We start from the raw sequence: 21,138 nt of genomic DNA on the forward strand, positions 1-21,138 counted from the left end.
GATTAACTTTTATTTTTTTGTTCAACACAATGTTTAATGGCTCCTTTAATTCTAGTATATGTACCACATCTACAAATATTGCGAGACATATTCCCATTAATCTCCGCCTCACTTGGATTTGGATTATTATTTAACATAGAGGTTGCTGTAATCAATTGTCCAGATTGACAAAAACCGCATTGAGGGACATTGAACTCTGCCCAAGATTTCTGAAGCGCCTGAAGGTTTTCAGTTTTTCCTTCAATCGTTATTATTTCTTTTCCTTCCATAGCAGAAACAGGCATTTGGCAAGAATTAACTGCATTACCATCCATCAACACCATACAAGCACCGCATAATCCTTTCCCGCAGCCAAATTTGGTTCCGGTATAGCCAATTATATCGCGTATTACCCAAAGTAAAGGCATCGTAGGATCTACATCCACCTCATGTTCTTTTCCATTAATTTTTAAAGTAATCATAGTAATATCATTTTAAGAAAATCAATATCTCCTTCTGTTTTTAGGTGAATTATTAAGACATGCTTAATTCCTATATTATGCCTAAAAAATTTATCCCTTAGTTTTCCCAAAACTATATCGGCTAGTTCCACAAGGTCTATTTTTACTTTTCTTGTAAAAGCCATTGTTATATACTGGTTTCTACGCTGCCAATATCATGTCTAGAATAGTTACTACCTAAAAAGCATTTACGCCATTTAATAAGATTCTGGTTTGGTTTGAATTTTGAATTGTTCCTTTTGCAAGTTGTACAAAATTGTCCAGGCTAGTAGATCGTATAGTTATCATTAGTTGCATGTTACAAATCAATCAAAATCTATCTGCACAACACTCTTTAAATTTACCTTTCAGTAACAATATTTTACCTATTCCATGCAGAAAAAAGCACATCTCGAAAAGAAACATGTTTCAAAAAACCAAAAAACAGGTATACCTATGCTTTTTACTTCATTTAAAACACACAGAACACAAAACCCTGTTTAACAACGTGTTATGCGAATTTTTATTTCTCAAAACCTCCTTTAACAAACATGAATTTATTACAAAAACATTCAGCGCAAACAAATCAAAAGAGGTAAAATATTGTTACTGAAAGGTAAATTTCATAAATAATCCAGCCTGTTCTTATCATTACTTTGCATTGAACTAATTTTTTTTATTGTATTCGCAATTTCCATATAAGATTAATCTTGTTCACAAATTTTTAAAACATAAAAGCGAGTTGATTTCAGTTCGTAATTATTTATTCATTGGTAAACTAAACTAACCTTAACTAAACCTTACTGCATGACTTAAAAAAAACATACAAAACTTAAAAAACTCACAAAACTTACAAACGAAAAGCTATGAGGGGTTAGCTATTAAAAAGAGCCCTTCACTACTTAAATTCATGGTCTTACATGAATTAAAAATTAAAAACACACCTGTCTTAAAAATTAGGTGATTTTAACTCTAACAAATTAAAAATATGAGAATTAAATGTTTAAATAACGAAATATGGCGATTCACTTCTTTAAAATCGCTATGTGTTGCTAAACTTTTTCTGGTTTACTTAATAGCACTTCCTGTATATGCGGGAACTAGCAACACAAGAACAAGTTTAGCAATAGAAAACCCTGTTCAACAAATTATTACTGGTGTTGTTTCTGATGCAGACGGTCCTTTACCAGGAGTAAATATTATTATTAAAGGAACTACAACTGGTACTCAAACAGATTTTGACGGTAATTTTGCAATAGAAGCAGATAATAGTTCTGTTCTTGTATTTTCTTATATCGGTTATAAATCTCAAGAAATAACTGTTGGAAACAATACAACTTTAAATGTTGTCCTAGAAGCTGATATCGCCGGTTTAGAAGAAGTGGTTGTAGTAGGTTACACCACAAGAAAACGAGGTGAAGTTACTGGTTCTGTTAGTACAGTAAGCGCAGAAGCTATTCAAACAACGGGTAACAAAGATGTTGCTAAATCGCTTTCTGGTAAAGTATCAGGTTTGATTGTTGCAGATAGAGGTGGATATCCTGGTTCTAACGATAATGCCGATATTACTTTATTGATTCGTGGTGTATCTACCATAAACAATAATCAGCCTCTTATCCTTATTGATGGAGTTCCATCTGGATCATTCAACCAATTAGCACCTCAAGACATTGAGTCACTTTCTGTTTTAAAGGATGGTGCTGCAGCTATTTATGGAACAAGAGCGGCAAACGGGGTGATTTTAATTACCACAAGAAGGGGTAAACTTGGGAAACCAAAAATTAGTTTCTCAACCCAATATTCGATAACAGATTTTTCTCGTTTTCCAAATCAAATGACTTCAGAGCAAAACGCTATTTATGAAAATGAGATTGCTGAAAGAGCCGGAACAGCTCCACCGTTTAGTCAGGATGACATAAATAAATTTGCTGACGGTAGTGACCCAATAAATTACCCAAATACCAGATGGGCAGATTTAACATTTTCTAGTACCGCACCAGAAACAAGACATTCATTATCAATTAGTGGAGGTAGTGAGAATGTGAACTATTTTGTAAGTGGTGATGCCTTATCACAAACGGGTATGTACCATTCTGGTGATTTAAATTACAAGCAATACCAACTGCGTTCTAACATTGATATTAGAATGTTTGAAGATTTCAAAATTGGTGTTGATATTACAGGATTAGTTGGCCGTCAAAACGAACCTGGGGTTGATAGAGGTACTATATACAAACATATTTACACAAATCGTCCTGATGAAGTAGGTCTTTATCCAAATGGATTACCTGGTTTTGGTGGTGAAAACGGGCAAAACCCTTATATCATGTCAACTACACAATCAGGGTTTGTTAGAAGAGATAGAACAAACGTGAGAGCTAGGTTTCCTTTTAACTGGGATTTAAACAGACATATTAAAGGGCTTAGTTTAAGAGGTTATGCAAGTGTGGGTAAAAATAGTACTGAAACAAAAAACTGGGATACCCCTTGGACATATTATCAATTAATTAACGATGAATATGTGCCTGCTCAAGGTTTCCAAACTAGTGCAGATCGTGTTCTTTCTGACACCTATTTTACTTCAAATCAGACTTTATTAAATGCTACACTGCATTATAAGACTACCCTGGGTGAAAATCATAATATTAGTGCTTTTGCAGGTGTTGAACAAAATACTACCAAAAACAGCACATTCTTTGGTAGAAGACAAGGATTTAAATTTGATACAGTACAAGTTCTTGACGCAGGCCCAACGGAAGGTCAAACGAATGGCGGTAGTGCTGTTGACTTTGCTTTCCAAAGTTATTTTGGTTCTTTGTCCTATGACTACAATAAGAAATATTTTGTGGACCTAACAATTCGTCGAGACGGTTCCAATAGGTTTGCGGAGGGTTATCAATATGGTACATTCCCTGGTGTTGCGGTTTCTTGGGCCATTGATAAAGAATCTTTCATGGAAAATGTAGAATGGGTTAATGCCTTAAAATTAAGATCATCTTGGTCTAGAATGGGTAATGACCGAATTCCTTTATATTCTTGGCTAGGATCTTATGATTTTGGCTACCCATCCAACCCACAAAATCAAGGTTGGTACTTACCTAATGGATACACATTTGGAACACCTGGAACACCAACTGATGGTTACGCTAGAGGTATTCCACCAAACCCAGATGTAACATGGGAAACTGCAGATATGATGAATATAGGATTAAACTTCACTCTTTTTGACAGTAAACTATCTGGTGATCTCAACTATTTCTACCAAAAAAGAACAGATATCTTAGTACCTAATAGTGGAGTTCCTGATGTTACAGGCCTTACGCGACCAGGCCTACCGAATGAAAACTTAGGTGAAGTTGACAGCTATGGATGGGAGTTTGAATTATCATGGCGCGATCAAATTGGATCTGTTGATTACAACATAGGTGCTAATTTTACAAACGCTCAAAACGAAGTAATAAATTTTGGAGGAGAATCAGAAAACATTCCTGATTACAGAAAAAGAAAAGGTAAACAAGTTAATTCTTATATCGTTTTCCCAACCAATGGCCTTTTTAGGGACCAAGCACAGGTAGATGCTGCTCCTGCTAAAAAAGACGGAACTGTTGAAGGAGAGCCATACTATGTTGATACCAATGGAGATGGAGCAATTGATGCAGATGACAGAATTAGAATTGATGAATCCGCAATACCTGAAATTCAATACGGTGTTTTTGGAGGGCTTAATGTGAAAAACTGGAACTTCAGCTTCCTTTTCCAAGGTCAAGCAAAAGCGTCTGCCTTAGTGTTTTTCGATCAATCTGGAACAAAACCTGATTTTGTCTTTAATGAACGATGGACTCCTGATAACAGAAATGCTTCATACCCGAGAGCTTTTGGTCAGGGAGACACGTATAGCGGTCAACAAAACACTGGTCCTCAAGGTGTAAATAGTGGCTTTGAAGGTGCCGATTTTTATTATCGTGATGCCTCGTTTGTAAGATTAAAGGAAATTGAACTCGGTTATACTATTTCTAGAGACGTTCTTAAGTTTGCTGACTTAAAGTTATTTGCAAGAGGCTTTAATTTACTTACTATGTTCTCTGATATTTATGATCTAGGATTAGACCCAGAAGCAACAGGATATAACAACTTTAGAAATAGTGCTTATCCTTCCCTTAAAAGTGTTACTGTTGGATTAAACCTAAATTTTTAATAAGGATGAAAAGATATATTTTAATAAGAAAAAAAATGAAAAATATAAGAAGACCTTTTATGGCTTTGCTACTTACCTGTTTTGTTCTAGCAAGCTGCGATGAAGATATTTTAAATACAAAACAGCAAGACGGTGCTGTTTCTGAAGAGGAAGTTTATTCACAAATCGATACTGCTGAATCATTGGTACAGGTGTTATACAACAGTACTGAAAGTTGGGCTTTAAGAAGAAACGAGTTTTGGGGACAGCGTGTTAACCTTGAAGGTGCATCATTTGAAGCCAAATTTAATTTTCAAAACAGGAACGATGTTTATAACTTAAGAGATGCCGGTTGGACTCCAGGAAATCCTGGTTTAGTATTTCAAAGCAAATGGGAGTCTTACTTCTACTATATACAAGGATGCAATGAATTTTTAAGCAAAATAGAAGGTAGTCCTGCACAAGGTCAAGATGAAGACAAAGCTCGAGTTTTAATTGCCGAAGCCAGATTTTTGAGAGCTAATCTGTATAGTAAACTTTTAAGGTTTTTTGGCGGAGTCCCTATCTTTACAGCTCCTAATGAACTTAATGGTAATTACGATTTTACTAGAAATAGTTATGAAGATTGTGTTAATTTTATTGTTAGTGAATTAGATGCTGCTGCACAAATATTACCGCAAACGCGGCCTGCAGGAGAGTTTGGTAGAGCTACAAGTTTAGCAGCCTTGGCCGTAAAATCACGTACCTTGCTATACGCGGCGAGTGACTTACATGATCCAAGCAAAATGCCTCAAACGGAAAACATTGAATTATACTCTTATCCAGTTTCTAGTAAATGGCAAGACGCAGCTGATGCTGCAAAGGCAGTTATTGATATTGTAGGAGATGATGCCCTAATTCAAGTTGCGGATGCTACAGAATATCAATCATTATTTTTAAGTCCTAATGAAAATATTTTATTCGCAAGACCATATTCTTCTACTATTTATGAGGTTGGTACTGGTGGATTTAGTGCTGTGAATTCATTACCTGATCAGGCACAATCTCCTAATGGATATACAGGATGGGGCTTATGTTCTCCAACTCATGATTTTGCTTTAGAGTTTAACTTTGCTGATGGTACGACTACAGGAGGAGTGACACCTGCCAATCCTCATGAGAACAGAGAAATGAGATATTATGCAGACCTCACCTTCCAAGGCGCTCTTTTTAGAAGACGCCCTGTTGATTATGCACTATCTGATACCATTCCAGGTGAAAATAGACCAGCTTTTAGACATGGTTTAGATTCTCCTGAAGGAAGAGGTAACACACAACATTCTTCTAAAACAGGTTATAATATTAGAAAATTTCACGATGAGTCCATACGCGTTCTTACTGAAATATCACCGGATAGACCATACATCTTATACCGTCTTGCTGAAATATATTTAAACTATGCGGAAGCAATGGCTGAACTTGAACAAGACGGCGTTGCCTTGAATTTCTTAAATAAAGTTTCTAGAAGAGCTTTACAACCAAATATTGTTGCAGGCGGCGAAGCTTTAAAAGAAGGTATTAAAAGAGAACGTAGAGTTGAACTTTGTTTTGAAGGTCACAACTTCTTTGACGAAAGACGCTGGTTAAACGAAGACCACCTAGGTTTTGACATTAGAGGACTTAAATACACAAAAAAAATAGATGGCACTGTACCATTCGAAAATGTATCTGTTGTGGTACGTCCATGGTTTCCTAAAATGTATTACTTACCAATACCTGAAAATGAAAATGAAATTAGCCCAGGCTTAACTCAAAATTTCGGATACAATTAATCACAATAAAGGATAATAGTTTTATCATTTAGTAGTTAGTTTGAAAAGTGCCGGAGATTTATCTTCGGCGCTTTTTTTTTACAGTAAACATCTTTCTGTTTTACATTGACTATTGATACATAACCAAACTTCTTCAACACATGTCATTTTCTAAAACATTAAAATCAACTAAAAAACGCTACAACATTCTGGCGCTCATTTTTGGTACTGTGGTAATAAATTATCTGGACCGAACCAATATTTCTGTTGCAGCCTCTGCCATAAGTGAATCTTTAGATTTAACGACCGTACAAATGGGCTCTATATTTTCAGTTTTTGGTATTGCTTATGCGGCATTACAAATACCCGGCGGCATTATTGTTGACAAAGTACGACTGCGTTTCCTATACGCCTTCATGCTATTTTTATGGTCCATAGCTACCTTGTTTCAAGGTTTTGTAAATTCTTTTAAAATACTCCTAGGATTAAGAGCAAGTATTGGGGTGTTTGAAGCCCCTTCCTACCCCGCAAATAACGCCATAGTTACCAAATGGTTCCCAGAGACAGAACGTGCCTCTGCAATTGCTATTTATACTTCCGGTCAATTTATTGGTTTAGCTTTTCTATTCCCTGCATTGACTTTAATTCAAGACAAGGTAGGTTGGCGCGGCCTTTTAATCATCTCAGGAATTATTGGAATAATTTGGGCTTTTGTATGGTACGCCTTTTATCGGGACCCAGATCAACATAAAACTGTAAGTCAAGAAGAATTAAACCTCATTAAAGCAGGTGGTGGTTTTTCTAAAAAACAAAAAAAAACTAAGGAGAAATTTAATTGGAGTGATTTTTTTGAAGCTTTCAAATACAGAAAATTATGGGGCATTTATTTAGGTCAATTTTGTATGGGGTCCATGTCAATCTTTTTTTTAACATGGTTTCCTACCTATTTGGTGGAATACCGTAGACTAGATTTTATAAAATCAGGGTTTCTAGCATCCATCCCTTTTCTGGCAGCTTTTTGTGGGGTACTTCTAGCGGGCTTTTCATCAGATTATTTCGTCAAAAAAGGAAAAACTCCAGAATTTGCAAGAAAAACCCCTGTTTTAATTGGCTTATCCTTGTCAACCATCATTATTGCCGCAAACTTTACAGACAGTACTTTTCTTATTATTCTGTTTTTAACCATTGCCTTTTTTGGTAATGGATTGGCTTCAATTATGTGGGTGTTTGTATCTTTAATAGCGCCCAAACGTATTATCGGACTTGTAGGAGGTGTGTTTAATCTCATCGGCGGATTATCGGCTGTCATTGTACCTTTCTTTATAGGTGTCTTAGTGGAAGATGGAGACTTTAGTCTTGCCCTATTTTTTATTGGTGCATTGACTGTCATAGGTTTTCTATCCTTGTTATTGGTTGTTGGAAAAGTAAAACGTATTGAATTAAAAGAAGATTAAAAATAATTATGAAAATAACAGCTGTAAAAGTATTTCCAGTAAATATTGCTGGTAGAAGTCAATTAAATATCAAAATAGAAACCAATACCGGAGTTTACGGTTGGGGAGCATCGGGCCTTACTGGTCGTGAGCTTGCCGTAATTGGCACAATAGACCATTATAGACCTTTATTAGTTGGGAAAGACCCAAGACAAATTGGTGCCATTTGGCAAGATTTATACAGAGGCCAATACTTTGAGGGGGGTCGTGTATTAACAGCAGCCATTTCGGCCATAGACATTGCTTTATATGATTTAAAAGGAAAGGCATTGGGGGTACCTGTATATGAACTATTAGGTGGTAAGCAGCGTGATTTTATAGAATGTTTTGCTTCCTTAAAGTTTAGCTCAAAAGAAGAACTTATAGACCGCGCTAAAATTTTAATTAAAGCAGGTTGGCGTATGCTCCGCTTAGCACCTGCCGAATATGTTGAGGGTAAATACAGTTCCGTTTTTGAACCTCGTGAATCCATTACTAAAATTGCCGAGTGGATTACAGCACTGCGAAAAGAAGTGGGTTCTGAACCCACAATTGGCATAGATTATCATCATCGGTTATCAGTTCCAGAAACAGTTTCTTTTATACAACGTATGCCTGTAGGCACTCTGGATTTTATTGAAGAACCTATTAGAGATGAATCTCCTGAAGTATATCAAGAATTAAGAAAAATGGTTGATGTTCCTTTTGCCATTGGTGAAGAGTTTGCAAGTAAATGGCAATTCTTACCTTATATTGAAAAAAACATCACGCAATTTGCTAGAATAGATGTTTGTAATGTTGGCGGTATTACGGAATCCATGAAAGTAGCAAGCATGGCTGAAGCCCATTATATAGATTTACTACCTCATAATCCATTAGGTCCAATTTGTACAGCAGCTACCATTCATGTGGCAGCCGCCTGTCCAAACTTCACTTGGCTGGAAGAACTGCATACTCCCATTGATAATCCGGGGTTAGACGATATTAACTATTACCCGTTACAACCACAACTTGAAGGAAATAAGTATAAGGTTTCAGACACACTTGGATTAGGAATAGAATTTAATGAAGAGCTCGCCATTAGAGAAGGTTTTACGCCTATTGAAACACCTCGCTTAAAAAGGAAAGATGGCTCTTTTACAAACTGGTAATGATTAATAAACAAACGCATGACTTTTAATAATAACAAAATAAACTATGGATTACTTCTGGTAGTTTTCCTTTTGAATTTTCAAAATACTATTGCACAACCTAAACCAAATATTATTATAATGATGTCCGACGATCAAGGTTATGGTGATATTGGTGCCCACGACAATCCATATTTAAAAACCCCGCACATGGAGTCTATTGGCGAGCAAGGTATTGAGATGACACATTTTTTTGCTTACCCGAATTGCTCTGCCTCTCGCGCCGCACTATTAACTGGAAGATACCCCTACAGAACTGGGGTAACCGCAGTGACACAAGTGGATCATTTTATGAATACCTCAGAAATTACCTTAGCAGAGGTTTTAAGAGATAATGGGTATAGAACTGGGATTTTCGGAAAATGGCATTTAGGTGACAACACCCCTATGAGACCAACAGATCAAGGCTTCCAAGAAGCCCTTGTTCATAAAGGCGGTGGTATAGGTCAAGCCGCAGGTCCTGCAGGAAATACTTATTTTGATCCAATTTTAGAACATAATAATGTTTCTAAGAAATATGAAGGCTATTGCGATGACATCTTCACAGAGGCAGCAATAGATTTTATTAGCAGTACCGATGACAAACCGTTCTTTACATACTTAGCTACCAATTTACCGCATTTCCCCCTTCAAGTCCCTGAAAAACGAGCAGAACCTTACCGCGACATGGGCTTGCACGAAGATAACGCGCTGACTTATGGTATGATTGACAATATTGATTATAATGTAGGTAGGGTACTTGATAAATTGAAAGGACTTGGCATTGAAAAAAACACCATAGTTATCTTTTTATCTGATAATGGTCCCCGAACAAGAAGAACAAAAAACGACACATATCCAGGGCGTTGGGTAGCAAATTTAAGAGGCACTAAAACCAGTATTTATGACGCAGGTATTCGCGTACCCTTTTATGTGCAATGGCCAGGAACAATTAACAAGGAAAAACCAACATCAGAAATGGGAGCCATCATAGACCTGTTCCCTACACTCCTTGAAGCGGCCCAGATAAAATCGCCAGAAGGTATTCATATTGATGGCCAATCTCTTCTACCGCTTTGGACAAAAAACAGTCCAAAAAATCTTAAAAATCGGGATTACTTTGTACAAATGCATTATGGTCCTACCCCATTTAAATACATGCATTTCACCGTTAGAACACCAAAGTACAAATTAATAAGTCCACATAATTTCCCACATGGTATTGTCCATCAACCAACAGATGAGGTCCTTAAAAATGTTTTAAAAAACCTTGAACTCTATGATGTGGAAAATGATCCTAGTGAACGCATCAACATAGCCAATAAACATCCTGAGATTGTAGATGCCATGTTAGCCCGATATGAAAATTGGTTTGATGAGGTTACCGAAGAAAGAGATGCTAAAGGTGTTCAAAGGATTTATTTAGGCACTAAAAACCAACCTCATGTGAATTTATCACGTTTTGATTGGGGAGGCCCAAGAGTGATTTCTCGTTTTGATTACGGCGGCCCTCGAGTGATTGAAGACAACCAATTAGGGTACTGGCAGGTCACCACAGAAAAAGGGCTATATGATGTTTCCTTTGATCTTCCCCAGATTAAATCAGATTGTACTGCACATTTAAAATATAAAGATGTTCATATCATTCACCCTATTAAAGTAGGGCAAAAAAATATTGTTTTCAAAAATGTTCAACTGCCCGAAGGAGCAGGTAATTTTCATGCCTACATCAAAGAAGAACGATTAGCCGTTGGCCCACATTTTGTAGATGTACATCTATTACAACAAAATTAATAATAGACCGCTCCAACGTTTTTATTCATATTTTCTCTCACTAACGAAATGAAATAAACACTAAATTAGAAAGGTAAAATAAAGTTAATACAAGGTAAATTTTGTCCTTAAATGCAAAGCGATTTCTATTTACTTTGTAAATCACAGGTGCATAATGCCCAAAAGCGTTTGAATACTTAAGAAGTATTTCTATTTAACAAACCAAAGCAATGAAAATTAAGAATCTAACTTCCTTTCTAATTTGTATCTTGATTATTCCTTTTACATATGGTCAGGAAAAAGGAATTATAAATAATACCAATAGTCCTCATGTAAAACTGAAAAGTATAAATATGGGGGAATGTGTATGGACCGAAGGTTTTTGGGCTGAAAAATTTAAAATAGCAGAAACCGCAATGCTCCCTTATATGGAATCTGTTTTAACGGGTGAGGTTGGACATGCTTTAAATAATTTTAAAATTGCCGCAGGTGAAAAAGAAGGAGAACATCAAGGAATGAAATGGCATGATGGTGATTTCTATAAATTTATGGAAGCCAAAATGTACATCTATGCACAAAACAAAGACCAATCTATTTTAAGCGAGTTAGATGAATACATAAGAATAATTGGTAAAGCCCAAGAAGAGGATGGTTATCTTCAAACCCAAATTCAACTTGTACCTACAGTTGATCGCTATGATAATAGAAGATATCATGAAATGTATAATACAGGCCACCTATTAACAAGTGCTTGTATTCATAAAAGAATCACTGGACAGAAAAACTTTTTAGACATTGCTATAAAACATGCGAACTTGCTTTATACGATCTTCATGCCAGAGGATAAAAAATATGGACGTTTTGGTTTTAATCAAACACAAATAATGGGCTTAGTAGAATTATACCGCACAACTAATGATGAAAAATATTTAAAGCTGGCTGAAAAATTCATCAATAACCGCGGAAAATACAAAGTAGAAGAAACGCCTTCCACTAAAGGCTATCCTATTGGTGATATGGTCCAAGAATACACGCCATTACGAGAATCTAGTGAAGCCGTAGGCCATGCCGTGTTAGCCTTGTATTATTACGCAGGAGCTGCTGATGTCTATGCTGAAACTGGAGAACAAGCTTTAATTGATGCCCTTGATAGACTATGGACGAATGTTACTGATAAAAAAATGTATGTGACTGGAGCATTAGGACAGGCGCATTATGGTGCTTCTACCAATAGACAAATGATTGAAGAAGGCTTTATCAATGAATATATGATGCCCAACATGACAGCTTATAATGAAACTTGCGCGAATATCTGTAACTCCATGTTTAGTTACCGTATGTTAGGTTTACATGGCGAATCAAAATATGCTGATATCATGGAATTAGTTGTTTACAACAGCGGACTATCTGGAATAAGCTTAGAGGGAAAAGATTATTACTATGCTAATCCGCTTAGAGTGATTGATGGTTCTAGAGATTATGAGAAAATGAACACCGAGTTTCCTGTGCGTCAACCCTATCTAGATTGCTTTTGTTGCCCACCAAATTTAGTAAGAACAATTAGTAAATTATCTGGATGGGCCTATAGCAAATCCCACAATGGAATTGCCGTTAACCTTTTTGGTGGCAACAAACTAAAAACAACATTATTAGATGGTTCTAATATTGAACTGACCCAAGAAACAAATTATCCATGGGAAGGTCTCGTTAAAATCACTATTGATAAAAGCAAAAAAGATGCCTTTGATGTCATGCTTCGCATCCCTAATTGGGCAGAAAACACAAAAATAATGGTAAATGATGAAGCTTTGAATTTAACCGTTGAAGCTGGAAAATTTGCGATTATCAATAGAAAATGGAAAAAGGGTGATGTCATAACTATTGACATGCCAATGGAAATAACATTCATTGAGGGCCATACACGAATTGAAGAAGTACGTAACCAAGTGGCCGTTAAACGCGGACCAATAGTATATTGCGTAGAAAGTCCAGATTTACCACAAAACACCAACATAGTTGATGTGTATTTAAATAGCGATACACTATTGCAAGCGAAATATAAACCAGACTTTTTAAAAGGTGTGACTACCATTTCGGCAGAATTACTTTTGAGAAAAAACAGTAATGAAGAAAAAATGTATCGTACGGTAAAAAAACCAACTTTTGAAACATACAAAACGCAGTTGGTACCTTATTACTCATGGAGTAACAGAGGGCAAGCAGAAATGACAGTCTTTTTGCCAATTTTATGGAAATAACTTAGGGCTTGGCTTAAACCCTAAACAAAACAAATATTCAAATAATTGAAATTAGCCACTACAACTATATAAAAACTAACTAAATGGGATCATACAAAAAGAACGCATACTTATACTCAACAATAGTTGCTATTGGGGGCTTTGTATTTGGTTTAGATGCCGCCTTAATTTCTGGTGCTTTTAAATTTATAACCGCTGAGTTTAATTTAAACGAATGGCAAGTAGGCGCTCTTGGTTTTGGTCCTGGCATAGGAGTATTAATTGCCTTACCCCTAGCCGCATGGTCTAGTAATAAATACGGTCGTAAAGCAACTTTAAAAGTCATTGCTGCCATGTATTTAATTTCGGCTTTAGGCTCTGCTTTTGCGCCTTCTTTTATGACCCTTTTTGCAGCACGTCTTCTTGGTGGCCTTGCCTTTAGCTCCATTACTTTGGCAGCCATGTATATAGGCGAAATAGCGCCTGCTGAGTATAGAGGAAAATTAGTATCCATGACTCAAATAAACATCGTGTTCGGTCTTACAGCTGCATATTTTATTAATTACTGGCTGCTTTCAATGACTAACTCTGACGCCGAATGGGTAGTAACCCTAGGATTAAAAGAATACACCTGGAGATGGATGTTAGGGATTGAAATCGTGCCGGCCTTAATATGGTTTGGATTACTCTATATGGTACCTAAAAGTCCAGCATGGTTGGTTTATAAAGGAAAAATTGACGAAGCAAAACGCACATTGTCCAAAGTTGTTCCTGAGCATGAAATTTTTGACCATGTTGAAGACATGAAACAAAGTGTTGCAGAAAGCAACCAAGACCGGTCAGTTGGCACACAAATGAAAGAAATCTTTAGCAAAAAGATGACCATCGTTACCATTGTAGCATTTACCATGGCTATTGTACAACAATCTACTGGAATCAATGCTGTTTTAACTTATGCCCCAACAGTTATGGAGCAATTAGGTCTAGGAGAACAAGCCGCATTCCAACAAGCCATTTGGATTGGATTAGTAAGTATCCTTTTTACGATATTATCATTAGCATTAATAGACAAATTAGGTAGACGTCCAATGATGATTTCTGGACTAATTTGGGTGATTGTAAGCCTTGGGATTTGTGCCTATGGTTTTGGTTCAGCAAAATATGAAGTCACCCATGAAGCCATTGCCGAAATGCAAGATATTCCAGATGTTAACAAATTAACAGCCTTAGTAGGACAACAATTCGCAACAGATATTGAGTTTAAAGAAGCTGTAAAAGGTGTTATGGGAGACATTTCTGCCAGAGACAATTCTAGCGTCTTTTTACAAAAATCCGCGGTACTTAATGCGACCTTAATCCTTATTGGTATTCTAAGTTTTATTGCAGCATTTCACTTTTCGGTAGGACCAATTATGTGGGTACTACTTTCTGAAATTTTCCCCATATCGGTTAGAGGCATTGCCATTCCATTTTTCGCACTTCTTTCCAGTACCATTAGCGCTTTAACTCAATTTTTATTCCCTTGGCAACTTGCAAACATGGGAGCAAGCACTATCTTTTTATTTTATGGCGGCATTGTTTTTATAGGTTTAATTATTCTATACAAATTCTTACCAGAAACTAAAAATTTAACCATTGAGGAAATTCAGGCAAAACTTCAAAGAAAATAACAACTAATTATTGATAAAAAACAGCATTAATTTTGAATAACATGATTAAACTAAAACATTATTCACTTTTAGCCATCTTTGGCCTACTAATCACTTTTGGTACAAGTTGCGGCGCACAAAAAAAGCAAAAAACCAAAAATGGTGAACCCATAGAACAAAATCTATCGGCACTCCCCTTTTCTGATCAAGACAATGAAGGCGGTTGGGTTTTAAATCAAGAACTAAGTGATGATTTTGAAGGCAAAGAAATTGATACTACAAAGTGGTTTGTTGAAGGATTAAACGACAACTATTACATCTGGAAAGGACGCGCTCCTTCTCAATTTGCACCGCATAATGTTAATGTAGAAGATGGCAAATTAAAATTGAGAACCAATTGGGAACCTAATTATGACTTTGTCAAAGAATCTTATGGTGATGGTAACATGGGCACTTCAAAATACGGTATTTATAAAGATGGTACCCCTATGCCGGTTACAACTGCCGGAGTTTTAACCCACAAGCGTTTTCTTTACGGCTATATGGAAGTAAAATCAAAAGTTGGTAATGCTGCAATAACGGGGGCATTTTGGGCTATTGGACATGAGCAGGAGTTAGATGTTTACGAACTGATGGGGAATCCTAAAAGTAAAAAAGGAAATATTAGAGAAGATTCGTATTTAGCAACAGCACATGATTGGAGCCCACCGGCCCAAAGACCAACAAAAATATTCAATCATGAGGAAGATTTAGATTTTAGAACTGCAGATGATTTTCACGTATACGGCGCTGAATGGGGCGTAGACTACTTAAAATTATTTATTGACGGTAAAATGATTCGTCATTTTACTCAAGATGAATTGGGTACAGCATGGGTTCTTAATAACCCTATGGAAATTTGGTTGGATTCTGAAATATTTTTCTGGTTAGGACTTCCTCATAAAGAAGAATTACCTGTAGATTTTGAAATAGAATATATGCGTGTATGGCAAAAACCATCCGACAACCTTTTAGCGAAAGATGGTGCATTCTACGGGTTTGAAGGACCTATTTTATTTGAAGAAAACGGAAGACCTTTAGATTTACTACCTGAAGATTCTACCCCAAATGACTATCAGAAATTTTGGACTATTGATGAAGGCTCAGCCAAATATTTAAGCATTACTTATGGTGATTATCACTATGGCGTTAACAGCTTAAAATTTGCTGGTTATAGCAAAACAGAAAACTTAGAAGTCGAAAAAGCAATTGCTGCAGCACCTGAAGGATCATTAAATCTAGAGGCTGGTAATTATACCCTATCCGCTCAAGTTTGGTTGGACCAAGGCGTTGTTGCTGATAAGATTCATATGGTTTTACAAGACCCTAATCTGGAGGTTACATTTAGCGACATTAGAAAGCTTCCTAGACGCCAATGGGTTACTATAGAGGCCGATATCTCTAGAACAACCCATTCGGGAGCTAAAGATGCTATCGTTATCGAAATAAGAAAAGAAGATCTGCCAAAAACTAGGGCGGCTAAGTTTTTTATAGATGATATAGCTATTAAAAAAAAGTAATCAATAAATAACAAGTAGGTTACATTCTATATTGTACAAAATAAATTAAATAATTCATGAGTAATACTTTAAACATTCATAGTAAGGCAATCACTAATAATTCTGAGAGCCCTAATGTAAAATTGAAGAGTATCAATTTTGGAGATTGTAAATGGACATCAGGTTTTTGGGCAGAAAAAACTAAAACGGCTACAGATGTTATGGTGCCATATATGGGACAAGTACTTTGTGGTGACGTAGGACATGCTTTGAACAATTTTAAAATTGCTGCGGGAGAAAAAGAAGGAGAGCATCAAGGTATGTATTGGCATGATGGTGATTTTTACAAATTCATGGAAGCTAAAACTTACGTTTATGGGCTTACCAAGAACAAAAAATTATTAGAAGAGCTTGATGAATATATTCGAATCATTGGAAAAGCTCAAGAAGATGATGGTTATTTACAAACTCAGATTCAATTAAGTGACGAAGCAGACCGTTATGAAAATCGTAAATATCACGAAATGTATAATACTGGCCATCTGCTTATAAGTGCCTGTGTTCACTATCGCATAACAGGGCAACGTAACTTTCTAGATATAGCCATCAAACATGCCGAATTATTATATACCATGTTTATGCCAGAAAACAAGCATTATGGCCGTTTTGGGTTTAATCAAACTCAAATAATGGGATTAGTGGAATTGTATAGAACGGTTAAGGAATCAAAGTATTTAGTTTTAGCTGAAAAATTCATTAATAACAGAGGTAAATATGATGTTGTTCATGATTCGACTACCGAAGGCTATCCTATTGGAGACATGGTACAGGAAAGAACACCTTTCCGAATTTCCAATGAAGCCGTGGGTCACGCCGTATTGGCATTATACTATTACGCTGGTGCTGCCGATGTTTATGCAGAAACTGGTGAAACAGCTTTAATTGATGCCCTAGACAGACTTTGGGACAATGTAACTACAAAAAAAATGTATGTAACAGGGGCGGTTGGTCAAGCCCATTATGGCGCATCGGCTAGCCGAGATATGATTGAGGAAGGCTTTATTGACGCCTACATGATGCCAAATATGACGGCCTACAATGAAACTTGCGCTAACCTTTGTAACGCTATGTTTAGTCAAAGAATGTTAGGTATTCATGGCGACGCTAAATACGCAGACATTATTGAATTGGTATTATATAACAGTGGTTTATCGGGCATTAGTGTTGAAGGAAAGGATTATTTTTATGCCAATCCGTTGCGTATGGTCAACAACACCAGAAATTATGATGCGCACAAGGATGTTACTGAAACACCTAATCGTGAGCCGTACTTAGACTGTTTTTGCTGTCCTCCTAATATTGTTAGAACCATAGCAAAAGTATCTGGATGGGCTTATAGTCTATCTAAGAATGGTGTTTCTGTTAACCTATACGGAAGCAATGATTTAAATACCACTTTACTTGATGGTTCAAATATAAAACTGTCTCAAGATACAGATTACCCTTGGAAAGGTTTAGTTAAGCTAACTGTTGAAGAATGTAAAAATGAAGCCTTTGAAATAGCACTTAGAATACCTGGTTGGGCGAAAAAGAATGTGCAATTATCAGTTAATGGAGAACAAACAGGCATCAACCTCAAGCCTGCTTCTTTTGCAAAAATATCAAGAAATTGGAAAGCGGGTGACGTTATTACTTTAGACATGCCTATAGCAACAACCTTTATAGAGGGGCATCCTAGAATTGAAGAAGTACGTAATCAATTGGCTATTAAACGTGGGCCCATTGTGTATTGCGTTGAAACACCAGATTTACCTGCTAATACAAGTATTTTAGATGTTTATTTTCCGCATAAATCTGAATTAAAAGCGAACTACAACCCTGATTTCCTTGGTGGTGTAACTACTATTTCCACTGAACTAAAAATACGTCAGGATAAAGATGACGCATTATATCATGAAATTACCAAACCATCTTTTGAAAAAGTAGATGTTCAATTAGTCCCTTATTTTGCTTGGTCAAATAGAGGTCAGGCTGAAATGACTGTTTGGTTACCCGTACTTTGGGAATAAATATCAAATTTTAATAAACCTGATAAAGCCGAATAGATTTATGAATTAACCTATTCGGCTTATATTTTTCAACCTTGCTAAAAAAAGAATCCATTCTAAGCATTATATAAAAATCTTTCGAGTCTCAATAAATTCACACAACTACATCACTGGTTTTGGTTTCAATTAAATACTATAAAACATGAATTTTCATCGCATAACTATTAAAACGTATTATCATAAGCTTGTATTTGTTTTACTTTTAATAACTAGTTTTAGTTCTCACAAATTGGCTGCTCAAACACTTGAAGAAACCGCTCGCCAAAAAATAGAGGAACTTAATACCCTAATAGGAACCGCCGAAACTGAAGAATTAGACACATCCAGAGAGAAGCTAACCATTAATACGGCCGAGATTTTTTTAGATTATGCCAATTGGGATGAAGCTAATATTACGAAGAATACTAGTTATTTTGGCAATTCTTGGCACTACAGAAACAATGCTTCCGAAATGGCCAATCTACTCGCCAATTTTGAGCGACAGGATATTATCACCATGTTAGATTCCGCTCTTGTGCAATTAACGAGTGTTCTAAATGGGAACACGATCAGAAAACCTGTTCCAGATATTGATTGGGCTAATGTACTTCATAATAATAATGACCTGCTGTACGAAGGCAAACCCGTGTTTTTAGCAGATTGGACATGGAAACCAATAAACAGCCAATACGAAGCTTATCATGGAAAATTAGGTGATTATTTTATTACACCTGGATATGTGACCAATAATACTGGATCCATTAGGCCTGACAAACTTTCTGAAGTAAATAATAAGCCTTCTGGAAATTCAGGATTCATATTTATTAATAATAGAGGAGTTCCACAATGGGCCATTGATAAATATGGGCCGGATTTTATAATAAAGGACCCAGGAGGTGTGAGATACACAGAATATGACATTGATCACCCTGGAGCCAAAGAAATGATGGGCTTTTTAATTCAAGGTATGATACCACAAATGTCTGGTAAAAACTACACGAATCTAGGTTATATGATGTGTAATGAACCTCATTTTATAAATACTGTTGAAGCCAATGGCCAATTAAGCTGGGCTAGTAGTGGGGTTTCAGATTATACCATAGACGCCTTTAAAGTTTGGCTGGAAGAGAAGCACACTGATATAGCAACCCTTAATACTATTTGGGGAACAAATTTTGCAACTTTCAGCGATGTCACCATAACCATTCCCATATCGGTCACCCTTCAAGGCACTCCTAAATGGTATGACTGGATGTTATTTAATATGGATAGGGTCACCAAATGGTACCAATTTATGAAAGATGAAATTGTTTCAGCCGACCCCAAAGCAAAAGTGCATCTTAAGATTATTCCCAAACATTGGACAAATAACGAAAGGACGCAAGGTTTAGATGTTGAGGCACTTACCCGCATGTCTCATATTATAGGTAATGATGCAGGAGCCGTACACAGAAGCGCGCCATGGCGAACTGAAGAATGGGAGTCCAAATATAGCTTTGAATGGCGAGAAATGTCTATGGCCCATGATTTCTTTAAGTCTATTAGCCCAGACCAAATCATGTTCAACTCTGAGTCTCATTTCTTATCAACAAAAGCATCTATTAATCTATATCTTAACCCCATGCATTCTAGAGCCACCTATTGGCTAGCACATACTCAAGGTTTAAATGCGAGCCAAACATGGTATTGGTCTAGACGCACCGACGGAAACCCAAGAAATCAAAATGACACTGGTTATGCTGGATCAAATAACCACCAGCCAAGAGTAGTGAATGAAGTACATGCAACCCTAATGGATTTAAACGCACATTCTGATGACATTACAGCATTTCAAAAACAACGCAAACCGATTCGGATTTTTTACACCAAGGCGTCATCTATAAACAAATCAAATCATATGGATAACTTATGGGAACTGTATGAAACCTTATCTTTTAATGGAGTTCCCCTAGGATTTGTTACCAAAGATATTTTACTCAACGAAAACCCTACTGAATGGGACGTTGTTCTTGTTCACAAAACCCAGTTTGTAACTCAAGAAGATAAAGATGCCTTGCAGGCATACATTAATTCAGGTGGCAAGGTCATCATGGATAATGTTAGCTTTACTAAAGATGAGTATGGCGCTAATACTGGAGCCTTATCCGGAAGTATCATAAGAGCTTCAGGCGCAGAGAATATTAAAAATGAAGCCCTTGCTGTAGTGGAAAGTTTTGGTAACCTGCCTAAAGTAGAACTCATTGAAACTAGTGCAGTCAATTATCCACAATGCCTATGGAAAGTTATTAGAAATGGTTCAGGAAAGCAAATCATGTCTATTATTAATACAGGGAAAGTTGATGCTGAGATTGAATTAAATTTAATCAATCCGGTTAATGGTACTAAGGCCAAAGATCTTTTAAAAGGCGTTGATATTCCCAACACTAAAGTCTTGAAACCTTATGAATTACTTTTTGTGGAACTTAGTGATGAAAAGACGCTAGGAGTAAATGATTTAGATGTAGATAGACAAATTCAATTATTTCCAAATCCGTCTACTGGCATCGTAAATTTTGTTTTACCAAAGGAACTTAATCAAGATACACACATTGATGTGATGAGCTTAGATGGAAAAAGAATTCATAGTTCAAATCATGATAATGCCCAACAATTAAATATCGATTTGAGTTTTGCTTCCACGGGCATCTATATTATTGAAGTAACTAGTGGTGATCTTAATGAAATTTTTAAATTAATAAAAAGGTAATCTACGCTAATGCCCCAAAATCAA

Annotated in this window: 11 protein-coding genes; 10 read left to right on the forward strand and 1 reads right to left on the reverse strand. The window is 36.3% G+C overall.

Features of this window, described 5'->3' with window-relative positions; genetic code table 11:
* Positions 1–2: 2 nt before the first annotated feature.
* Entirely contained in the window at positions 3–461 is a 459-nt protein-coding gene (locus tag IE051_RS10985) for a (2Fe-2S)-binding protein (protein ID WP_189360822.1), read from the reverse strand.
* A 1,006-nt stretch (positions 462–1,467) separates the two neighbouring features.
* Here IE051_RS10985 and IE051_RS10990 point away from each other — a divergent pair.
* From IE051_RS10990 to IE051_RS11035, 10 genes are all read left to right on the forward strand, one after another.
* Positions 1,468–4,674: a SusC/RagA family TonB-linked outer membrane protein gene (locus IE051_RS10990; RefSeq protein ID WP_189360823.1), complete on the forward strand. Its 3,207-nt coding sequence runs from the start codon at positions 1,468–1,470 to the stop codon at positions 4,672–4,674.
* 35 nt (positions 4,675–4,709) lie between these two features.
* A complete protein-coding gene (locus IE051_RS10995) occupies positions 4,710–6,464 on the forward strand; it encodes a RagB/SusD family nutrient uptake outer membrane protein (protein WP_189360824.1) in 1,755 nt (584 codons plus the stop codon).
* Between the two features lie 140 nt (positions 6,465–6,604).
* A complete protein-coding gene (locus tag IE051_RS11000) occupies positions 6,605–7,897 on the forward strand; it encodes an MFS transporter (protein WP_189360825.1) in 1,293 nt (430 codons plus the stop codon).
* 8 nt (positions 7,898–7,905) lie between these two features.
* Entirely contained in the window at positions 7,906–9,066 is a 1,161-nt protein-coding gene (locus IE051_RS11005; RefSeq protein WP_189360826.1) for a mandelate racemase/muconate lactonizing enzyme family protein, read from the forward strand.
* An 18-nt stretch (positions 9,067–9,084) separates the two neighbouring features.
* Positions 9,085–10,878, forward strand: a complete 1,794-nt coding sequence (locus IE051_RS11010; RefSeq protein WP_189360827.1) for an arylsulfatase — start codon at positions 9,085–9,087, stop codon at positions 10,876–10,878.
* A 209-nt stretch (positions 10,879–11,087) separates the two neighbouring features.
* Complete coding sequence (locus tag IE051_RS11015) at positions 11,088–13,115, forward strand: glycoside hydrolase family 127 protein (RefSeq protein WP_189360828.1); 2,028 nt, start codon at positions 11,088–11,090, stop codon at positions 13,113–13,115.
* A gap of 83 nt (positions 13,116–13,198) precedes the next feature.
* Positions 13,199–14,764, forward strand: a complete 1,566-nt coding sequence (locus tag IE051_RS11020) for an MFS transporter (RefSeq protein ID WP_189360829.1) — start codon at positions 13,199–13,201, stop codon at positions 14,762–14,764.
* A gap of 41 nt (positions 14,765–14,805) precedes the next feature.
* Positions 14,806–16,302: a family 16 glycosylhydrolase gene (locus IE051_RS11025; protein WP_189360830.1), complete on the forward strand. Its 1,497-nt coding sequence runs from the start codon at positions 14,806–14,808 to the stop codon at positions 16,300–16,302.
* A gap of 56 nt (positions 16,303–16,358) precedes the next feature.
* Positions 16,359–18,350, forward strand: coding sequence for a glycoside hydrolase family 127 protein (locus IE051_RS11030; protein ID WP_189360831.1), 1,992 nt, complete (start codon positions 16,359–16,361; stop codon positions 18,348–18,350).
* 181 nt (positions 18,351–18,531) lie between these two features.
* A complete protein-coding gene (locus tag IE051_RS11035) occupies positions 18,532–21,114 on the forward strand; it encodes a T9SS type A sorting domain-containing protein (RefSeq protein ID WP_189360832.1) in 2,583 nt (860 codons plus the stop codon).
* The last annotated feature ends 24 nt before the right edge of the window (positions 21,115–21,138 follow it).

It is taken from the genome of Algibacter mikhailovii (genome assembly GCF_014651495.1).
Lineage (GTDB): Bacteria > Bacteroidota > Bacteroidia > Flavobacteriales > Flavobacteriaceae > Algibacter_E > Algibacter_E mikhailovii.

What these genes read in the sequence shown, in the direction of transcription:
- IE051_RS11010 (WP_189360827.1), top strand. Translation starts at nt 9,085, where the DNA reads ATGACTTTTAATAATAACAAAATAAACTATGGATTACTTCTGGTAGTT.
- IE051_RS11005 (WP_189360826.1), top strand. Translation starts at nt 7,906, where the DNA reads ATGAAAATAACAGCTGTAAAAGTATTTCCAGTAAATATTGCTGGTAGA.
- IE051_RS11015 (WP_189360828.1), top strand. Translation starts at nt 11,088, where the DNA reads ATGAAAATTAAGAATCTAACTTCCTTTCTAATTTGTATCTTGATTATT.
- IE051_RS11025 (WP_189360830.1), top strand. Translation starts at nt 14,806, where the DNA reads ATGATTAAACTAAAACATTATTCACTTTTAGCCATCTTTGGCCTACTA.
- IE051_RS10990 (WP_189360823.1), top strand. Translation starts at nt 1,468, where the DNA reads ATGAGAATTAAATGTTTAAATAACGAAATATGGCGATTCACTTCTTTA.
- IE051_RS10995 (WP_189360824.1), top strand. Translation starts at nt 4,710, where the DNA reads ATGAAAAATATAAGAAGACCTTTTATGGCTTTGCTACTTACCTGTTTT.
- IE051_RS11000 (WP_189360825.1), top strand. Translation starts at nt 6,605, where the DNA reads ATGTCATTTTCTAAAACATTAAAATCAACTAAAAAACGCTACAACATT.
- IE051_RS10985 (WP_189360822.1), bottom strand. Translation starts at nt 461, where the DNA reads ATGATTACTTTAAAAATTAATGGAAAAGAACATGAGGTGGATGTAGAT.
- IE051_RS11020 (WP_189360829.1), top strand. Translation starts at nt 13,199, where the DNA reads ATGGGATCATACAAAAAGAACGCATACTTATACTCAACAATAGTTGCT.
- IE051_RS11035 (WP_189360832.1), top strand. Translation starts at nt 18,532, where the DNA reads ATGAATTTTCATCGCATAACTATTAAAACGTATTATCATAAGCTTGTA.
- IE051_RS11030 (WP_189360831.1), top strand. Translation starts at nt 16,359, where the DNA reads ATGAGTAATACTTTAAACATTCATAGTAAGGCAATCACTAATAATTCT.